Source organism: Pseudidiomarina sp. (assembly GCF_048268165.1).
Taxonomy (GTDB): domain Bacteria; phylum Pseudomonadota; class Gammaproteobacteria; order Enterobacterales; family Alteromonadaceae; genus Pseudidiomarina.
On record NZ_JBLWWA010000001.1, the window covers coordinates 459,148 to 475,202 of the forward strand.

Below are 16,055 nucleotides of genomic sequence, written 5' to 3' on the forward strand. Positions count from 1 at the left end.
ATGATGAAACACCTTTCGGTGTTCGCTGCAGCAGGGCTTGTGCTCGTTGCGTGCAGCCCAGCAGAACAAACAAATCAAACAACAGAACAGCCGCACGCAAATGTCGATCCGTATAGCTTTAATGAAAACTATACCGATTATCTCCAAACGTTAAGTTCGGACGAATTTGAAGGGCGGGCACCAGCATCAGAAGGCGAGAAGAAAACCGTTGCATTTGTGGAAGGAAAATTCCGTGAATGGGGGTTAAAACCTTACGATGCTGAAAACGATTCATATCAACAACCAGTACCTTTGGTACGCATGTTGCCAACACAAGTGTCGGCGATGAACTTTAATACCGACGATTTAGAACTCTTTGATTACCGTACAGAAATGATGGCCTGGAGCCCGCGTGTTCAAGAAGAAACTGAACTTACGGATAGCGAAATGGTTTTTGTTGGTTACGGCATCGTGGCGCCGGAGTTTGGCTGGAATGACTATGAAGGCCTTGATGTTGAAGGCAAAACTGTGGTGATGCTGGTAAACGATCCTGGCTATGACACACAAGACCCCGAAGTATTTAATGGCAATGCTATGACCTATTACGGGCGTTGGACCTACAAGTTTGAAGAGGCCGCCCGTCAAGGTGCCGCTGGCGCAATTGTGATTCATGAAACGGGTCCGGCGGGTTATGGCTGGGGCGTTATTGCCGGTGGTTCGCCGATGCGCTTCGATTTAGCGCGTGACAACAAAAACATGGACCGCGTTGCTATTGAAGGTTGGATTACCGAGGAAAGCGCCGATGCGTTATTTGCGCGACTGGGTAGTAGTTATGATGAGATGCGCACCGCCGCACAACAAGCTGACTTCGCGCCAGTTCCGTTAGAAACGGCAATGTCGTTGAGTGTAGCGACTAAGTTTGATTACCTCAATTCACCGAATTTAATTGGCTACATTGAAGGTAAATCGAAGCCGGAAGAACACGTGATTTATATGGCACACTGGGACCACATGGGCGTTGATCCGGTGAACCCTGACGATGGCATTTTCAATGGTGCGCAAGATAACGCCAGCGGAACTGCTGGAGTTATGGCGTTAGCTGAATTTTTTGCAAGCCAGCCGCAACCTGAACGTTCAGTCGTATTTGTGTTAGTAACCGCCGAAGAACGTGGTTTATTAGGTTCGGATTGGTATGCGGACAACCCAATGTTGCCACTGAGCAAAGCGGTTGGTGGTATTAATATTGATGTGCTTAACGTATACGGCCCAATGAAAGACATGGTTGTAGTAGGGCATGGCAATTCTGAAATGGAAGAGTATCTGGCCAAGTATGTTGCGCATCAAGACCGCTATATTGCGCCTGAGCCCACACCAGAGGCGGGTTCATTCTATCGCTCAGATCACTTTAATCTAGCTAAACGCGGTGTACCGATGCTGTATGCTAAAGGCGGCAACGACCACATTGAGTTTGGCGAAGAATATGGTAAGCAGAAGCGCGCGGAATACGTGGAAGTGGCTTATCACAAACCAGCTGATGAATTTGATCCGGATTGGGATCTGCGCGGTGTACAACAAGACTTATGGCTTTATTACTGGGTAGGGAATGAGTTAGCGAATAGCAACGACTGGCCAAATTGGTATTCGGGCAATGAGTTTCGCGGTATTCGTGACGCGAGCGCAGCAGACCGTAAGTAATTATTTGTTTAATGCTAACGGTAATGGAGGCAGCGCGCTTTCATTACCGTTTTTTTATGGTGAATTGTGATATCTGTAGCTGAAACTTTTGGATTACTTGCGTTAATCGCTAATTTCATCGCCTACCGGCAGACCACCGCGAATCGATATCGTATCGTCAGCGCCTGCGCGTTAGGCGCTTTGTCTGTACATTTCTTTATGCTGGGTGCGGTAGCTGGCGGCGTTGTGACGGCAATGGCGGTGGTGCGTAATATGATCGCACTGCGTTGGCGCGGGCCCATTGTGTTGTGGGGTTTCGTTGCGATAAATTTTATTTTTTTTGGTTGGGAACTGAGCAATCATGAACCGCTTATACCATTACTGTTAGCATACATATCTTCGATTATCTTTACGGTTGGCTCAATTGTATTAAATGATCCCACCCGCATTCGCCGCTGGTTCTTGCTTGCAGAGCTACTCGGCTTAGCTTATGCCATAGTTGTCGGCAGCGTGTCGGGAACTGTATTCAATATTGTCAATCTAACCAGCATCATTCTTAAATTGTTACAAGATCGTCGCAGTGAACGCTTGTCTGAGCGTAATTGATCCCAATATAGTGTTCATAGGCGTGGTCTTTTAACGAACAAAGTGGTTATCTATGTTGATCTACATTAAACAATGGCAGCAAAAAGTTAAGCCGCAACCTGGGGCAAATCCGCTCATGGTTATTCTCAGCTGGCTGCTGTTTGGTATGTTATTGCTTGTCGGTTTAGCGATGGGCTTAATGCTGTTGTTGTTCGGCTGGATATTATTATTGCCGTTGATGTGGCGCAAACGCCGCCAAATGAAACAGATGTGGCAGTTCACCAAGGCGACCCGCGAAGCACAAAAACAAGCTCAGCAGCATTATCAACAACAACGTGATCATCAGCGAAATCGTCAAGATGACGGTGTTATTGAAGGTGAATACGAAGTTAAAGACGACGATACACGTAGTCGCCGTTAACGGACATGCCGATGCGGGTGGCGTTTCTCACGTCGCCGTGCCCAGCGCCGATAGGCCATCTTACAACCGCCCCAGCAGCCATCAAAAGTCAATACAGCGACCAATGCCGCGATAATGCCAGTAAACACCGCCTGGCGTGTTAGCGGCACGTTAAAGCTATACATACGCCATGTGTTGTCGCGCATTTCTGGATTCGCTGCCGTAGCAATAAACCAAATCTGCTTTAAATAGCCCTGTGATAATTGTTGCTGCTCGTGACGGTAGAGGTCAACGCGTCGAATAAGCTCGCGAATTGGGGTCGCTTCTTCTTTGAATATGGGGTTATCACTTTGCTCATGCATTTTTATCAACGCATTCATGTCGCCGTTTAGGTAGGTATCCGCAATACGCTGATACTCTTTGTAGTAGACCATAGCTTCAGTCAACTGCGCATCTAAACGCTGTTGGTATTGGGTAATGAAGTTTGGCAGTTGCACGCCAAGCAGCACAGCTGCGAGCGCCAACACAATCACAAAATAACGATGCAGCATAAAAAAAGGTTGAGTGATGAAACACCACTCAACCTTAGCACGTTCCTATCGAAAGCCGCTAGTCTTGGTACGGCGGCTTCGGTGGGAAATTACGCCGCACAATATAAAACAGTAAAGGTACGAAGAAGATAGCCAATATCGTACCGCCCAGCATCCCCCCAATAACACCAGTACCTATCGCTTGACGACTCACCGCGCCAGCGCCGGTAGATAGGGCCAGTGGTAACACGCCAAAGGTAAACGCCAATGAGGTCATCAAAATAGGACGCAAGCGCAAGCGCACTGCTTCCAATGTTGCTTGCAGCAACTCTTTGCCTTGGGCTTGTAAATCTTTCGCAAATTCAACAATAAGAATCGCGTTACGGGCCGAAACACCAACAGTGGTCAGTAGCCCCACTTGGAAATACACGTCGTTTTCCAAGCCGCGCAGGGTAGCTGCAATAACTGCACCGAGAATACCCAGCGGTACCACAAGCATAACCGCGAATGGAATCGACCAGCTTTCATAAAGTGCTGCCAAGCATAAGAACACAATGAGCAACGACAGTGCATATAACAATGGTGCTTGATCGCCGGAGGTACGTTCTTCTAAAGAAATACCTGTCCATTCATACCCGATGCCTGTAGGTAATTGACCAATCAGCTGTTCCATTTTCAGCATTGCATCACCCGAAGAATAGCCTGGCGCTGCTTCGCCTTGAATATTCATGGCTGGAACACCGTTATAACGTTCCAGCCGTTGTGGGCCAAAGTCCCACTCGGTGTCCGCGAATGATGAAAACGAGACCATGTCACCGCTGGCATTGCGTACATACCATTTTCCGATGTCATCAGGGGTCATGCGAGCTTCTGGAACACCTTGCATATAAACCTTTTTAACCCGGCCACGGTCAACAAAATCGTTAACGTATGTGGTACCAAAGGCGTTTGACAAGGTTGCATTGATGTCACTAATGCTCAAGCCAAGTGCTTTGGCTTTTTCATAGTCCACATTAATACGCAGTTGTGCAGTATCTTCTAAACCATTCGGACGCACACCGGTCAGCATTGGCTCTTGAGCAGCCATGCCCAGCAATTGGTTACGTGCTGCTAATAAACCTTCATGGCCAAGCCCGCCGCGGTCTTGAAGATACAGGTTAAAGCCACTTGCGGTGCCAAGCTCCGGAATTGATGGCAAATTAAAGGCAAATATCATGGCTTCGCGAATTTGACTAAAGTAGCCAAACGCGCTGCCAATAATTGCGTCAATTTGTAGCTCAGGCGAGGTCCGCTCATCCCAATCGGTTAAGCGTACGAACGCTAACCCTGAGTTTTGGCCTTGGCCGCTAAAGCTGAAGCCGACAACGGAAAAGACTGACCGAATTCCTTCCGCTTGATCAAGGAAGTAGTCCTCGATTTTGGTCATGGTTTCACGCGATTGTTCTTGCGTGGCACCGGATGGCAATTGCATTTGCGTTAAAAATACGCCGCGGTCTTCATTCGGAATGAACGAGCTTGGCATACGCGCAAACAGGAAACCCACAACAACCACAAGTGCCAAGTAAATCACCACAAAGCGCACACTCCGCTTAATGATTGATTGTACTGAGTTGGTATATTTATTGGTTGCACGGTCTAGCATGCGGTTAAACCAGCCTAATATTCCTTTAGGCTCATGGCTATGATCCAAAGGCTTAAGAATGGTTGCGCATAGTGACGGCGTAAAGATTATCGCGACCAATACCGATAGCGACATGGCTGAGATAATAGTGATTGAGAACTGACGGTACACCGCACCTGTTGAACCACCGAAGAACGCCATGGGTACGAATACAGCTGCCATAACCAAGCCGATAGCAACCAAGGCACCGGTTATTTGTTGCATTGACTTTATGGTGGCTTGGCGCGGCGAGAGTTTTTCCTCGCTCATTAAGCGTTCAACGTTTTCAACCACAACAATGGCATCGTCGACCAATAAACCGATGGCGAGAACCAAACCAAACATGGTTAAGGTGTTGATTGAGAAACCAAGCACCGACATGATGCCGAAGGTACCGAGAAGCACCACGGGAATAGCCAACGAAGGAATAATCGTCGCTCGCAAATTCTGCAAGAAAATAAACATCAGAATGAACACCAAGATCACCGCTTCAAACAGAATCTTGACCACTTCCTGAATGGATATTTCTACAAAGGGCGTGGTGTCATAGGGAATAACTAATTCAACGCCTGCTGGGAAAAATTGTTCCAATTCAGCCAGTTTTGCTTTAACGGCTTCGGCGGTATCAAGCGCATTTGCACCGGTAGCTAAGTTTACTGCAAGGCCACTGGCTGGTTGTCGGTTGTAGCGTGCGACAGTGCCGTAGCTTTGGCCACCGAGTTCAACTTCAGCGACATCGGCAACGGTAACCTTTGAGCCGTCCGGGTTGACTCGTAATAAGATATCGTTGAACTGTTGCACGGTTTCAAGGCGTGTTTGTGCAATAATTGACGCCGTTAAACGTTGATTTTCAACCGCCGGGGTGCCGCCAATCTGGCCAGCTGCCACTTGGTTGTTTTGTTCACGCAAAGCCAGCACGACGTCCGTCGTACTCATGTTGTAACGCACGAGTTTATCTGGGTCTAACCAAATACGCATTGCATAGGGTGCGCCAAACAAGCGCACATTACCTACACCTTTAGTGCGGCTAATCGGGTCTTGCATGTTACTGGCAATGTAATCGCCCAAGTCAATTTGGTCGATATCTGGGTTGTCAGATATTAATGCGGCAACCAACAAAAACGAGTTGTTTGACTTGGCGACGACTAACCCTTGATCTTGCACAGCTTGTGGTAATAAGGGCAGGGCAAGTTGCAGCTTGTTTTGCACCTGAACCTGCGCAATATCTGCGTCGGTTCCGGCTTCAAAGGTCAAGGTGATGCTGGCATTGCCTGCAGAATCACTGGTTGAAGAGAAATACTTCAGGTTATCAATACCATTCATATTTTGTTCAATAACCTGCGTAACACTTTCTTCCAAGGTGGCCGCAGTTGCACCAGGATAACTGGCGTTAATTTGCACAGAAGGTGGCGCGATTTCTGGATACTGCTCGATAGGTAGCTGCGTTACCGCAAGCCCGCCTGCAAGCATGATCACAATCGCGATTACCCAAGCAAATATTGGGCGATCAATAAAAAACTTTGCCATGATTTACTTCACTTCTTCAGTTTTGACAGGCATACCGGGCTGAATTTTCTGCAGACCCTCTACTATAACTTGGTCACCAACGTTTAAACCGTCAGTAACAACCCAGTCACTGCCGACGGTGCGCTCAACGGTTAAGTATCGTTGCTCCACTTCGCCGTTTTCGTTAACGATAAAGGCAATTGCGCGGCCGCGTGGATCACGCGTAACACCCGTTTGTGGGGCCAAAATAGCATTTTGTAGCGCACCGGTTCCAACTTCTGCACGCACATACATGCCCGGTAGGATAGAGTGGTTCGCGTTTTCTAAACGTGCACGGAGCGTAATCGCGCTGGTTTGCGGATCAACAGTTACTTCATTAAAGAGTAATTCTCCAGTGGTGCTGTAATCACCATCTTCACCAACGCGAACGGTCACTTCAGCGCGGTTGTCGTCGTCAGTAACGATGCGACCATCGGTTATTGCAGCCTGTAACTTAAGATAATCACTGGTGCTTTGTGCGATATCGACATAAATAGGGTCAAGCTGCGTAATGGTGGTCAAAGCTTGCGCCTGACCGACACTTAGCAACGCTCCTTCAGTAAGTTGTGAGCGCCCGATGCGCCCAGAAATTGGTGCTTTAACACGGGTATATTCCAGATTAAGTTGGGCGCGTGACAGATTTGCTTCAGCAACTTTTAATTGGGCCTCGGCTTGCAGATAGGCTGCTTCTGCTTCATCAAAATCCTGTTGGCTAATGGCTTTATCAGTTAGAAGCCCTTTGCTACGCTCAAAACGCGACTTGCTAGCTTTAACGGCGGCATTAGCGCGGGCAATTTCAGCTTTAGCGCTAGCAAGCTCCGCTTGATACATTGCGGCGTCAATTTGGTACAGTTGTTGGCCTGCTGTAACCATTGACCCTTCTTCAAACAAGCGTTCTTTCATAATCCCATTTACTTGGGGGCGCACTTCAGCTACGCGGAATGCACTTGCACGCCCAGGAAGAGTAGTGGTTAAATCAACACTGCGGCTGGCGATGGTCACTACGCCTACAGTCATTTGTTGTTGCTGAGCGGCATCAGAATTGGCTTGCTCAGCATCGCCACAGCTAGCAAGTAGCATAGAACTTGCTAAAACAGATACGAACAACGGCTTACGAAAACGTTGTTGCATGGAAATACCTCGTGCTTTGTTAATGATTTTTTGATGGCGATAATTATACATACATTCATGTATGTTTGTAAGTGAGAAACGACGATATTTTCGATACGTGCAATCAATAAAAATGATGCAAATGGTGGATATAAGTTTATGACAATCTGGACTAAACGCCAGTTACTTATAGGTTTTGCGGCTCTAGTAGTCGTTAGTTTCGTTGTAACTATTGCGGTGCAATGGGGGGCTGCTGACTCAACGAAGAATCGTAACCATTTGTATCAGGAGCTGCTTGAGCGCTCTGGCCAATTGAATCGTGATTTACCGAAATTGCTTGATCGACAAACCCGGTTCGAGCGAGCTGAGGTGAGTCATTACGGAATGCGCTTTGTGTACCGCTTGGTTGGTGTTGATCGTTATCAACATGACATAGAGAGCGTTCGAGAACAGCTGGAACCAGCTATGCGAAGAGCGTTTTGCAGCAGCGATTCATTACGTTATTACCGCGAAAATGCAGATTTTTTAGCGATTCGTTATTTAGATCGCAATGAAGCGAAGTTATTTGAACTTCGCTTCACCGCTGACGACTGCAAGTAATCTAAGTTCATTAATCGTAAGGCAGGTTATAGCCGTCTAATACTATTTTACCAATAGTGCTATGGGACTCGAGCTGGCGATGAGCGCGGAGTAGGTTTTCTGCATTGAGCTCGCCAAAATGCGAGGTCATGGTTGTAACGACCTTGCCGGCGTCAGTTAGCTCGGCCACTTCATGTAGAATTTGTCCTTGACGGTGCATGTCTGGCGTTTCAAACAACGACCGTGTGAACATAAATTCCCAGTGCAACGCCAAACTCTTTTGTTTCATTAGCTTAATATCAAGTGGGTGTTCAGGGTCATCAATCAACGCAAAATGGCCTTGTGGCGCGAGTAACTCAACCAGTGCGGTAAAATGTTGATCGGTATGGGTCAGGCTGGCTACATGCGTAACCTGTTCAATACCGTGCTTACGTAGTTGGTCGGCGAGGGGTTTGGTATGATCAATGACAATGTCAGCGCCCATATCGGTCGCCCATTGCTGTGATTCTGCACGCGAAGCTGTCGCAATTGCGGTGATATTATTGCACAGTTTAGCCAACTGCAGCATTGCTGAACCAACGCCACCGGCCGCGCCAGTTATTAGCAGTGTAGCCGAGCTATCGCGGTCTAAACGAAAGCGGTCAAAAAGCATTTCCCATGCGGTAAGGAAGGTTAGTGGCATGGCCGCAGCTTCTGCGAAGTTTAGAGTTTTCGGCTTTTTACTGACAATACGCGCATCAACAACTTGATACTGAGCATTACTACCTTGTCGCGTCAACGCGCCTGCATACCAAACATCATCGCCTTCTTTAAAGTCGAAAACGTTTTCGCCGACACTTAAGACAGTGCCGCTTGCATCCCAGCCTAAAATAGCAAGCTCTCCTGAACTTGGCTCGCGGCGCAAGCGTATTTTGGTATCTACGGGGTTCACCCCAATACCATAGACGGCGACTAAAATATCATTGGGTCCGATTTCCGGGTCTGGGACTACAGCGTCAACTAACGCATTTTTTGCGTCAATTGTCCCACAGTGCTCGTAACCTACAGCTTTCATGGTTGCTTCCTCATGAATGAGTGACGTATAAAGGTATAGTACGTTATTCAGGCTTGACCAACTAGAGGAAGTATTCATGAAGTTCACTCCATGGGCGTTATTGCCTTCGGCCGCCGCTGCATTATTTATTGGCACTGCGCACGCTGATGTTGATTATGTTGATCAACAAGCTTTACATGACATTCAAGCGGCTGTTTCAGCCCAGCGCATTCAACAAGATATTGAAAAGCTGGTAAGTTTCGGTACCCGCCATACCTTGTCGGAAACCGAGTCAGATACCCGTGGAATTGGTGCTGCGCGCCGCTGGATTAAGGCCGAATTTGAACGAATTTCGGCACAGTGCGGAGGTTGTCTCGAGGTTTATTACCAGTCCCGTGTAATTTCTGGCGAACCGCGGATTCCTGATCCTGTTGAAGTGGTCAGTGTAATTGCTGTGCAAAAGGGCACAGTAGACCCTAGTCGCTACGTCATCATGTCGGGTGATATCGACTCGCGTGTTACCGACATTATGAACTATACCTCAGATGCTCCGGGCGCCAACGATAATGCATCAGGTGTTGCGGGCACGTTAGAAGCGGCGCGCGTATTAAGTAAATATGATTTCGCAGGAAGTATCGTATACGCAGCATTGGCCGGTGAAGAGCAAGGTTTATTTGGCGGCAAGATCATGGCCGAACAGGCGCAAAAAGATGGCTGGCGTATAAAAGCGGTCTTAAACAATGACATGATTGGTAATATTGAAGGAATAAATGGTGTTATTAACAACACCACGGCGCGCATTTTTGCCGAAGGAACCCGTCAAGACGAAACTCCTGAAGATGTTCGTCGTCGACGTTTCATGGGGGGCGAAGTTGATTCGCCAAGCCGCAATGTCGCGCGCTATATTGACTGGATGGCAGATCGTTACATTCCAAATTTGGACACCATGGTAATTTATCGTCTTGATCGCTTTGCCCGTGGCGGACATCATCGTCCGTTCAACGACTTGGGCTATCCAGGTGTGCGGATCATGGAAACCAATGAAAACTACAATCGTCAGCACCAAGATATACGCGTTGAAGACGGCATTGCTTATGGCGACACCATCGACGGCGTAGATTTCGACTATGCGGCTAAATTAACCGCGCTCAACGCTGTTTCATTAGCGGGTATGGCGTGGGCACCAAGCCCGCCAGCGCAAGTTAAAATTGCGGGTGCAGTAAGCCCGAATACAACCTTAAGTTGGGCCGCACCGAGTGCTGCAGAAAAGGACTTAATTAAAGGCTACCGTGTTTATTGGCGCCATACTGATGCACCGAACTGGGAATTTAGCCGTTATGCGGGTGATGTCACCGAATTCACCTTAGAGAATGTGGTTATTGATAACTACTTCTTCGGCGTGGCAAGTGTAAGTCAAAACGGCTTCGAAAGCCCAGTTGTCTACCCAGGTGCTGCAGGTGCGTTCGGCGAGTAATCATTGTCGCCAAAAGGTAACAGCAACAAGCGCGCTGGCTTATGGTTAGCGCGCTTTTTTTTATTCATCAGGTAATTCAGCGGCTATTTTCTGCAAGGCATCAAGGCCATGTAAATCGGTAGGGAACAATGGCAAATAAACCCGCGGTAAGTCGGAAAATTGTTGCTCGATTTCGGTGCGGTAAATACCTTCTTGCTGGCGCCGCTGCGCAAAAAACTCGCTGTCGACTTCAGCCGGTAAATTTCGATTAATCACCAAGCCAGCAATTGGCAACTTCTCGGCTTTTAATGTACTCACAGCTCGCCCAGTTTCAAGAATGGGTAACTTTTCTGGTGTTAGCACAAATACCAGTGCAGTTCGCTCGGTGTCGGTGAGCACATGCCGCGTGCGATGAAACAGGCGCTGCCGCTGCAGGAGGGTTTCGGTAATTTCTGCTGTGCGGTCGTCCATATTGGCGGTTTCGTGTTTGGCCGGGTCTGCCATTGGGTTTGCAATATCTTTTCCAGCTTTGGGCGACAGGTGATCAAGCACTCCTTCGAGTTGTTTCGCCTTCTGGCTTTGCTTGAGTAATCCTTGTGTCCAGGCGGCCATGGCTTCCGGCAGTGTTAATAAGCGCAAGGTATGGCCCGTAGGCGCCGTATCAAAAATGACGATGTCGTAAGTGGCGGGTGCTTCATCAATCAGACGCGCAATACGTTCTAATAATGCGGCTTCTTGTGCGCCTGGCGATTGCTGGGTAAGCCGCATTTGACGCTCAATCTCAGGAAACATATCGGGCTTACTGAAACGTTTCATGGTGCGCATTACACGGGCAATATGCGCTTCAACTTCGCGGTCAGGGTCAATTTCTAACGCGTCAACACCCGCGGCTACACGGATTATGGTGTCGCCGATTGTTTGATCAAATGCATCAGCCAAGCTATGGGCAGGGTCGGTAGACACTAGCAGTACGCGCCTGCCACGGTCCGCTTGTTGCAAGGCAATAGCTGACGATATTGTGGTTTTACCAACACCGCCTTTACCGCCAACGAAAACAATATTCTTGCTCTGTAAATTAAACATGAACGGTACTTCTTTTAGCAGCAGCGAAAGCCATCAAGCGGGGAATGTTCCATCCCCATGCGTAAATGCCAGTCGTGAAAGCGCTCAAGCAGCAAAGGTTGCAGCTCAAGCGTGTAATAAGAAGCGGGATTCGGTACGCCCATGAGTTCGGAGAAAACCAATAACATGAATAGGTCGTCTTCATCCCGCTTGGCGCGTGCAATAGCTGAACGATAGGGCGCGTTATACACGTTGGTCGCGTAGTCATTTGCCTTTTTTAACCATTCAGTAATTGCACGTATCTTCATATCAAAATTTACCTTATTGCTCTTCAACAGCGTTAGCTTTGTTTTCACGGCGCAAGCGCGTGAGTGTGCTTGCAGCCTCTAGTGCAATCCAAATTGCAGCAATCAGAACAATTAAATCGAGGCTAAACAAGAACCAATCTGATTTTTGATAGAAGCCCATCAGTTGAATTAACAACGCGTAAATGGTCATTACCAATAAAAATAGCAATGGTAATAACGTCACGTACATTGGGCGACCCAACTTCACTAGCATGGTGGTTATAACCAGTAAGGTCAGTCCAGCTAATAGTTGATTGGTGGTGCCAAACAGTGGCCAAATCAGTAGGCCGCCAGAACCATCTGCGCCACCAGCACCAAAGGCCAATAGCAGGCACGACGCAACGGCAAGAAGAGTAGCGGGCGCCGCTTTTTCCATCCAGCGAATGTTATAGATATTACCCCATTCTTGGAAAATATAGCGCTGTAAACGCAGGCCGGTGTCCATGGTTGTTCCAGCAAACAAGACGGCCATTACCGTCAGCAAGGTTTGTGCTATATCGACATCCAGACCAATACCGTTTTGCAGAATGTTGGCACCACCTTGCACAAATGCTGCAACACCGCCTTGTCCAAAGCTGTGATACACCGCCTGCCAATCAGCAAGGGTTGCGAAACCAGCGGTTGCGGCAATGATGGTGGCTAATGACAAAGAACCTTCCCCGATAGCGCCAAAGTAGCCAACAAAACGTGCGTCAGTTTCTTTATCAAGCTGTTTAGAGGTGGTTCCTGATGCGACTAACCCGTGGAATCCGGAAATTGCGCCACACGCAATGGTAACAAATAGCAAAGGCACTAAACTCGGGGTACCTTCTGGTGTGTTGGTGTTAAACGCCGGAGCAACAAGTTCAGGCCCACTTAATAAGACGGCACCGTAAACCAAAATCAACCCGATAAATAGCTGTAAGCCATTGATGTAGTCACGCGGCTGGAGCAGCATCCATACCGGAAGTAACGATGCAATTGCAGCATAAAAGAACAACACCAAAATCCATTGCGCATTATCAGAAATGCCAAAAACCGTTTCTGGCAGTGATATTGGCATCGATGGACCTGCATATATGAGCGCGTACAGCGCAATCACGCCGATAATTGAAACTGTGCCGAGGTTCATCCATTTGCGGAAAATAAACTGGCCGATAATTAAGGCGACAAAAATAGCGCCCCAAACGGGTACTACAGAACTCGGGAAGTTAATGAGTAAGCCAGAAATTGCGGTAGCAAATACTGCGTTTACCATCAGCAACACAAGGAAAATAACAATCATGAATAAGCTTTGTGAGCGCTTGCCGACCACGTCACCGGTTAACGCACCGATAGAACGTGCTTTATTGCGGTTTGATGCCCAAATAGCACCGGCATCATGCACTCCAGCAAAGAAGATTGTACCGAAAATAACCCACAAGAAGGCGGGAACCCAACCCCAAATGACTGCAATGGCAGGGCCGATAATTGGTGCAGCACCGGCTACAGAGGTGAAATGATGACCCCAGAGTACGTATTTATTAGTCGGAACAAAATCTACACCGTCTTCAAATTCGTGTGCAGGCGTTCGAAAGTTCGGGTCAAGTTTGTATATTTTTTCAGCAATATATTTTGAATAGAATACATAACCTAAAAACATCGCACCTAAACCGAGTAACATCAGCATAATTGCATTCATGGCTTTACCCTTTTTAGTTTATTATTGGTACAACAATAACTGCATAATGGTACTTCAATGTCAGTTAAGACCGACATACGACCAAAGTCTAGCTTCTTACGTTTAACCTGCAATTAAGGATGTTTCATGTTTCGTTGGTTTGAACAACGTTTAGAGTCTTTCCCGGAAGGCACGCCGCAACAGCCACCTAAAACATTAGTGGCCTTTTGCTTGCATTACAGCCGTGGTGCTTGGCCCTATATTCTGTCTGCCGGCGCTTTGATGATGTTAATTGCAGTAACTGAAGTATGGCTATTTAGTTTTATTGGTAGCATCGTCGACTGGCTTGCTGAACAGAATCGTGAAACGTTTGTACAGGAACAGTTTTGGAGTTTAACCGGCATGGCGGTGGTGGTGCTGGTTGGTTTGCCGACGCTGGTAATCTTGCACTCGCTCATTACCTATCAGTCGTTGCTTGGCAATTATCCAATGCGAATTCGTTGGTTGGTGCATAAATATTTGCTGAACCAGTCGGTCACTTTTTATCAGGACGAATTTGCTGGCCGTATAGCCACCAAAGTTATGCAAACTGCGCTGGCTGTGCGCGAATGTGTCATCAAGCTATTTGACGTTTTGAACTACGTGACCGTTTACTTCATAGGTACTGTGGTTATTGTCGGTGCAGCTGATTGGCGTTTAGCGATGCCGTTGTTGGCATGGTTAGCAATTTACGTTGTATTGCTGCGTTATTTTGTTCCGCGTTTGGGCAAAGTAGCAGCCGATCAAGCCGATGCGCGCTCAATCATGACGGGGCGAATTGTCGACAGCTACACCAATATTCAAACCGTGAAGTTATTCTCCCACGCGCAGCGTGAGTTAACATTCGCCAAAGAAGGCATGGGTGAATTTCTTGGCACCGTACACCGCCAAATGCGTTTGGTGACCAAGCTTTATACCTGTTTGTATCTGTTGAATTCAGCACTGTTGTTTGGCGTTGGTTTTCTAGCCATTTATTTGTGGGTGGAAAGCTTGATCACTGTGGGCGCAATAGCTGTGGCGCTTAGCTTGGTGCTGCGACTGTGGGGCATGAGCCAGTGGATCATGTGGGAAATTTCTTCATTGTTTGAAAATATTGGTACGGTGCAAGACGGTATTAAGACGGTATCGGTGCCGCAAGATATTCAAGACAAACCGGACGCAAAGCCGCTTGTTGTTCGCGAAGGGCATATCGCGTTTGAACACGTTAACTTTTATTACAGCGCTGACAAACCGGTATTGCGCGAACTTGATTTGCATATTCGTGCTGGCGAAAAAATAGGTCTGGTAGGGCGCTCGGGCGCCGGTAAATCAACTTTGGTTAATCTACTGTTACGTTTTTATGAAGTTAATGACGGCCGAATTACCATTGATGGCCAAGACATTGCCAACGTTACACAAGAAAGCCTGCGCCAGCACATTGGCATGGTGACACAAGACACATCACTATTGCACCGTTCAGTGCGCGGTAACATAGCGTACGGCCGCCCAGACGCGACAGAAGGGATGATTGCCCACGCGGCACACAAGGCCGAGGCTGATTTATTTATTGCTGATTTAGAAGACTCGCAAGGCCGTCATGGTTTTGATGCGCATGTTGGTGAGCGAGGCGTCAAGCTTTCTGGCGGGCAGCGCCAACGTATTGCAATTGCCCGAGTGATGCTTAAAGACGCTCCCATTTTGATCTTGGATGAAGCAACTTCAGCACTTGATTCCGAAGTGGAGGCTGCAATTCAGGAAAACCTGTATCGGCTCATGGAAGGCAAAACTGTTATTGCCATCGCACATCGGTTATCAACCATAGCAGCGATGGATCGATTGGTGGTGATGGACGAGGGGCGCATAGTAGAGCAGGGGACTCATGAAGAGTTGCTGGCAGCTGGTGGTTTGTATGCGTCACTGTGGGCGCGTCAATCTGGAGGGTTCCTGGCTGAGTAGCCAGAAATTCGACAGGTAATGGCTTGATCACAATTATTTACACGGAATTTACGGTAAATTTACGGTGCAAACTGCGAGAATTAATTAAACTCAGTGCTACGTTTAGTCCGTTGTATAGCCTCGAGGCTCGAGCCTGTTCCTTAAACTCGGAAATTTGAGCCCAGTAAATAGGTGGAAATAGCCATGCGCAGATTATTGTTGCTTCTTATTTTTGCCGGTGTTGCGTTCCAATATTATAATCGCGACCAGCAGATTGACATCACGCCAGAGGTGAATCTTTCAGACTGGGCAGTGAAGCTGACGCAAATTTCCCCTTCGAAGAAGGGAACCAAGAAACTCGTGTGTCCTGAAGACCACTATGTCAGCGTTAACCATGACTTGTCTGAAGCCAGTTGCCGTCAGCGCACGCAACTTTGATCGCTTGGTTCGCAAAGAGACTTAATCAGCCGTTGTATTACTGCTGCTTCTCAGGTTAAATAAACACA

14 protein-coding genes are annotated in these 16,055 nt (G+C 47.7%); 7 read left to right on the forward strand and 7 right to left on the reverse strand.

All coding sequences use genetic code 11. From position 1 onward, the window contains the following. The 3 genes from ACN0UY_RS02130 (at position 1) to ACN0UY_RS02140 (ending at position 2,659) form a co-directional block, all read left to right on the forward strand. Positions 1-1,674 carry a M28 family metallopeptidase gene (locus ACN0UY_RS02130; protein ID WP_417665164.1) on the forward strand — a complete coding sequence of 558 codons (1,674 nt, stop codon included), beginning with the start codon at positions 1-3 and terminating at the stop codon, positions 1,672-1,674. A 66-nt stretch (positions 1,675-1,740) separates the two neighbouring features. Next, the gene (locus ACN0UY_RS02135) at positions 1,741-2,259 is read left to right on the forward strand and encodes a YgjV family protein (RefSeq protein WP_417665165.1); all 519 of its coding nucleotides are present in this window, start codon (positions 1,741-1,743) and stop codon (positions 2,257-2,259) included. Positions 2,260-2,311: 52 nt separating this feature from the next. After that, the gene (locus ACN0UY_RS02140; protein ID WP_417665166.1) at positions 2,312-2,659 is read left to right on the forward strand and encodes a hypothetical protein; all 348 of its coding nucleotides are present in this window, start codon (positions 2,312-2,314) and stop codon (positions 2,657-2,659) included. Here the strand turns inward: ACN0UY_RS02140 and ACN0UY_RS02145 are convergent. The 3 genes from ACN0UY_RS02145 to ACN0UY_RS02155 are packed head-to-tail and all read right to left on the reverse strand — an operon-like array spanning position 2,656 to position 7,504. Next, positions 2,656-3,189, reverse strand: coding sequence for a DUF2937 family protein (locus tag ACN0UY_RS02145; protein WP_417665167.1), 534 nt, complete (start codon positions 3,187-3,189; stop codon positions 2,656-2,658). The two genes, ACN0UY_RS02140 and ACN0UY_RS02145, sit on opposite strands and share 4 nt — an antisense overlap. Positions 3,190-3,247: 58 nt before the next feature. Next, a complete protein-coding gene (locus ACN0UY_RS02150; protein WP_417665168.1) occupies positions 3,248-6,355 on the reverse strand; it encodes an efflux RND transporter permease subunit in 3,108 nt (1,035 codons plus the stop codon). A gap of 3 nt (positions 6,356-6,358) precedes the next feature. Then, complete coding sequence (locus tag ACN0UY_RS02155) at positions 6,359-7,504, reverse strand: efflux RND transporter periplasmic adaptor subunit (protein ID WP_417665169.1); 1,146 nt, start codon at positions 7,502-7,504, stop codon at positions 6,359-6,361. A 138-nt stretch (positions 7,505-7,642) separates the two neighbouring features. Here ACN0UY_RS02155 and ACN0UY_RS02160 point away from each other — a divergent pair, with 138 nt between their 5' ends. Further along, complete coding sequence (locus ACN0UY_RS02160) at positions 7,643-8,083, forward strand: hypothetical protein (protein ID WP_417665170.1); 441 nt, start codon at positions 7,643-7,645, stop codon at positions 8,081-8,083. A gap of 10 nt (positions 8,084-8,093) precedes the next feature. On the opposite strand, the gene ACN0UY_RS02165 is transcribed toward ACN0UY_RS02160, so the two are convergent. Beyond that, complete coding sequence (locus ACN0UY_RS02165) at positions 8,094-9,116, reverse strand: zinc-binding alcohol dehydrogenase family protein (RefSeq protein WP_417665897.1); 1,023 nt, start codon at positions 9,114-9,116, stop codon at positions 8,094-8,096. A 76-nt stretch (positions 9,117-9,192) separates the two neighbouring features. Between ACN0UY_RS02165 and ACN0UY_RS02170 the strand changes: the two genes are divergently transcribed. Next, positions 9,193-10,569: a M28 family metallopeptidase gene (locus tag ACN0UY_RS02170; protein ID WP_417665171.1), complete on the forward strand. Its 1,377-nt coding sequence runs from the start codon at positions 9,193-9,195 to the stop codon at positions 10,567-10,569. A 60-nt stretch (positions 10,570-10,629) separates the two neighbouring features. Here ACN0UY_RS02170 and ACN0UY_RS02175 read toward each other — a convergent pair whose 3' ends face one another. From ACN0UY_RS02175 to ACN0UY_RS02185, 3 genes are read right to left on the reverse strand one after another with little or no spacing between them, the layout of a single operon-like run. Then, positions 10,630-11,631, reverse strand: a complete 1,002-nt coding sequence (locus tag ACN0UY_RS02175; protein ID WP_417665172.1) for an ArsA family ATPase — start codon at positions 11,629-11,631, stop codon at positions 10,630-10,632. Positions 11,632-11,645: 14 nt separating this feature from the next. Then, the gene (locus ACN0UY_RS02180; protein ID WP_128351479.1) at positions 11,646-11,918 is read right to left on the reverse strand and encodes a cory-CC-star protein; all 273 of its coding nucleotides are present in this window, start codon (positions 11,916-11,918) and stop codon (positions 11,646-11,648) included. Between the two features lie 13 nt (positions 11,919-11,931). After that, positions 11,932-13,617, reverse strand: a complete 1,686-nt coding sequence (locus ACN0UY_RS02185; RefSeq protein WP_417665173.1) for a carbon starvation protein A — start codon at positions 13,615-13,617, stop codon at positions 11,932-11,934. A 126-nt stretch (positions 13,618-13,743) separates the two neighbouring features. On the opposite strand from ACN0UY_RS02185, the gene ACN0UY_RS02190 reads away from it, so the two are divergent. Beyond that, on the forward strand, positions 13,744-15,570 hold the full coding sequence (locus tag ACN0UY_RS02190) for an ABC transporter ATP-binding protein (protein WP_417665174.1): 1,827 nt from the start codon (positions 13,744-13,746) through the stop codon (positions 15,568-15,570). Between the two features lie 183 nt (positions 15,571-15,753). Further along, positions 15,754-15,987: a hypothetical protein gene (locus tag ACN0UY_RS02195; protein WP_417665175.1), complete on the forward strand. Its 234-nt coding sequence runs from the start codon at positions 15,754-15,756 to the stop codon at positions 15,985-15,987. The last annotated feature ends 68 nt before the right edge of the window (positions 15,988-16,055 follow it).

What these genes read in the sequence shown, in the direction of transcription:
- ACN0UY_RS02150 (WP_417665168.1), bottom strand. Translation starts at nt 6,355, where the DNA reads ATGGCAAAGTTTTTTATTGATCGCCCAATATTTGCTTGGGTAATCGCG.
- ACN0UY_RS02140 (WP_417665166.1), top strand. Translation starts at nt 2,312, where the DNA reads ATGTTGATCTACATTAAACAATGGCAGCAAAAAGTTAAGCCGCAACCT.
- ACN0UY_RS02175 (WP_417665172.1), bottom strand. Translation starts at nt 11,631, where the DNA reads ATGTTTAATTTACAGAGCAAGAATATTGTTTTCGTTGGCGGTAAAGGC.
- ACN0UY_RS02145 (WP_417665167.1), bottom strand. Translation starts at nt 3,189, where the DNA reads ATGCTGCATCGTTATTTTGTGATTGTGTTGGCGCTCGCAGCTGTGCTG.
- ACN0UY_RS02190 (WP_417665174.1), top strand. Translation starts at nt 13,744, where the DNA reads ATGTTTCGTTGGTTTGAACAACGTTTAGAGTCTTTCCCGGAAGGCACG.
- ACN0UY_RS02130 (WP_417665164.1), top strand. Translation starts at nt 1, where the DNA reads ATGATGAAACACCTTTCGGTGTTCGCTGCAGCAGGGCTTGTGCTCGTT.
- ACN0UY_RS02195 (WP_417665175.1), top strand. Translation starts at nt 15,754, where the DNA reads ATGCGCAGATTATTGTTGCTTCTTATTTTTGCCGGTGTTGCGTTCCAA.
- ACN0UY_RS02155 (WP_417665169.1), bottom strand. Translation starts at nt 7,504, where the DNA reads ATGCAACAACGTTTTCGTAAGCCGTTGTTCGTATCTGTTTTAGCAAGT.
- ACN0UY_RS02170 (WP_417665171.1), top strand. Translation starts at nt 9,193, where the DNA reads ATGAAGTTCACTCCATGGGCGTTATTGCCTTCGGCCGCCGCTGCATTA.
- ACN0UY_RS02165 (WP_417665897.1), bottom strand. Translation starts at nt 9,116, where the DNA reads ATGAAAGCTGTAGGTTACGAGCACTGTGGGACAATTGACGCAAAAAAT.
- ACN0UY_RS02160 (WP_417665170.1), top strand. Translation starts at nt 7,643, where the DNA reads ATGACAATCTGGACTAAACGCCAGTTACTTATAGGTTTTGCGGCTCTA.
- ACN0UY_RS02185 (WP_417665173.1), bottom strand. Translation starts at nt 13,617, where the DNA reads ATGAATGCAATTATGCTGATGTTACTCGGTTTAGGTGCGATGTTTTTA.
- ACN0UY_RS02180 (WP_128351479.1), bottom strand. Translation starts at nt 11,918, where the DNA reads ATGAAGATACGTGCAATTACTGAATGGTTAAAAAAGGCAAATGACTAC.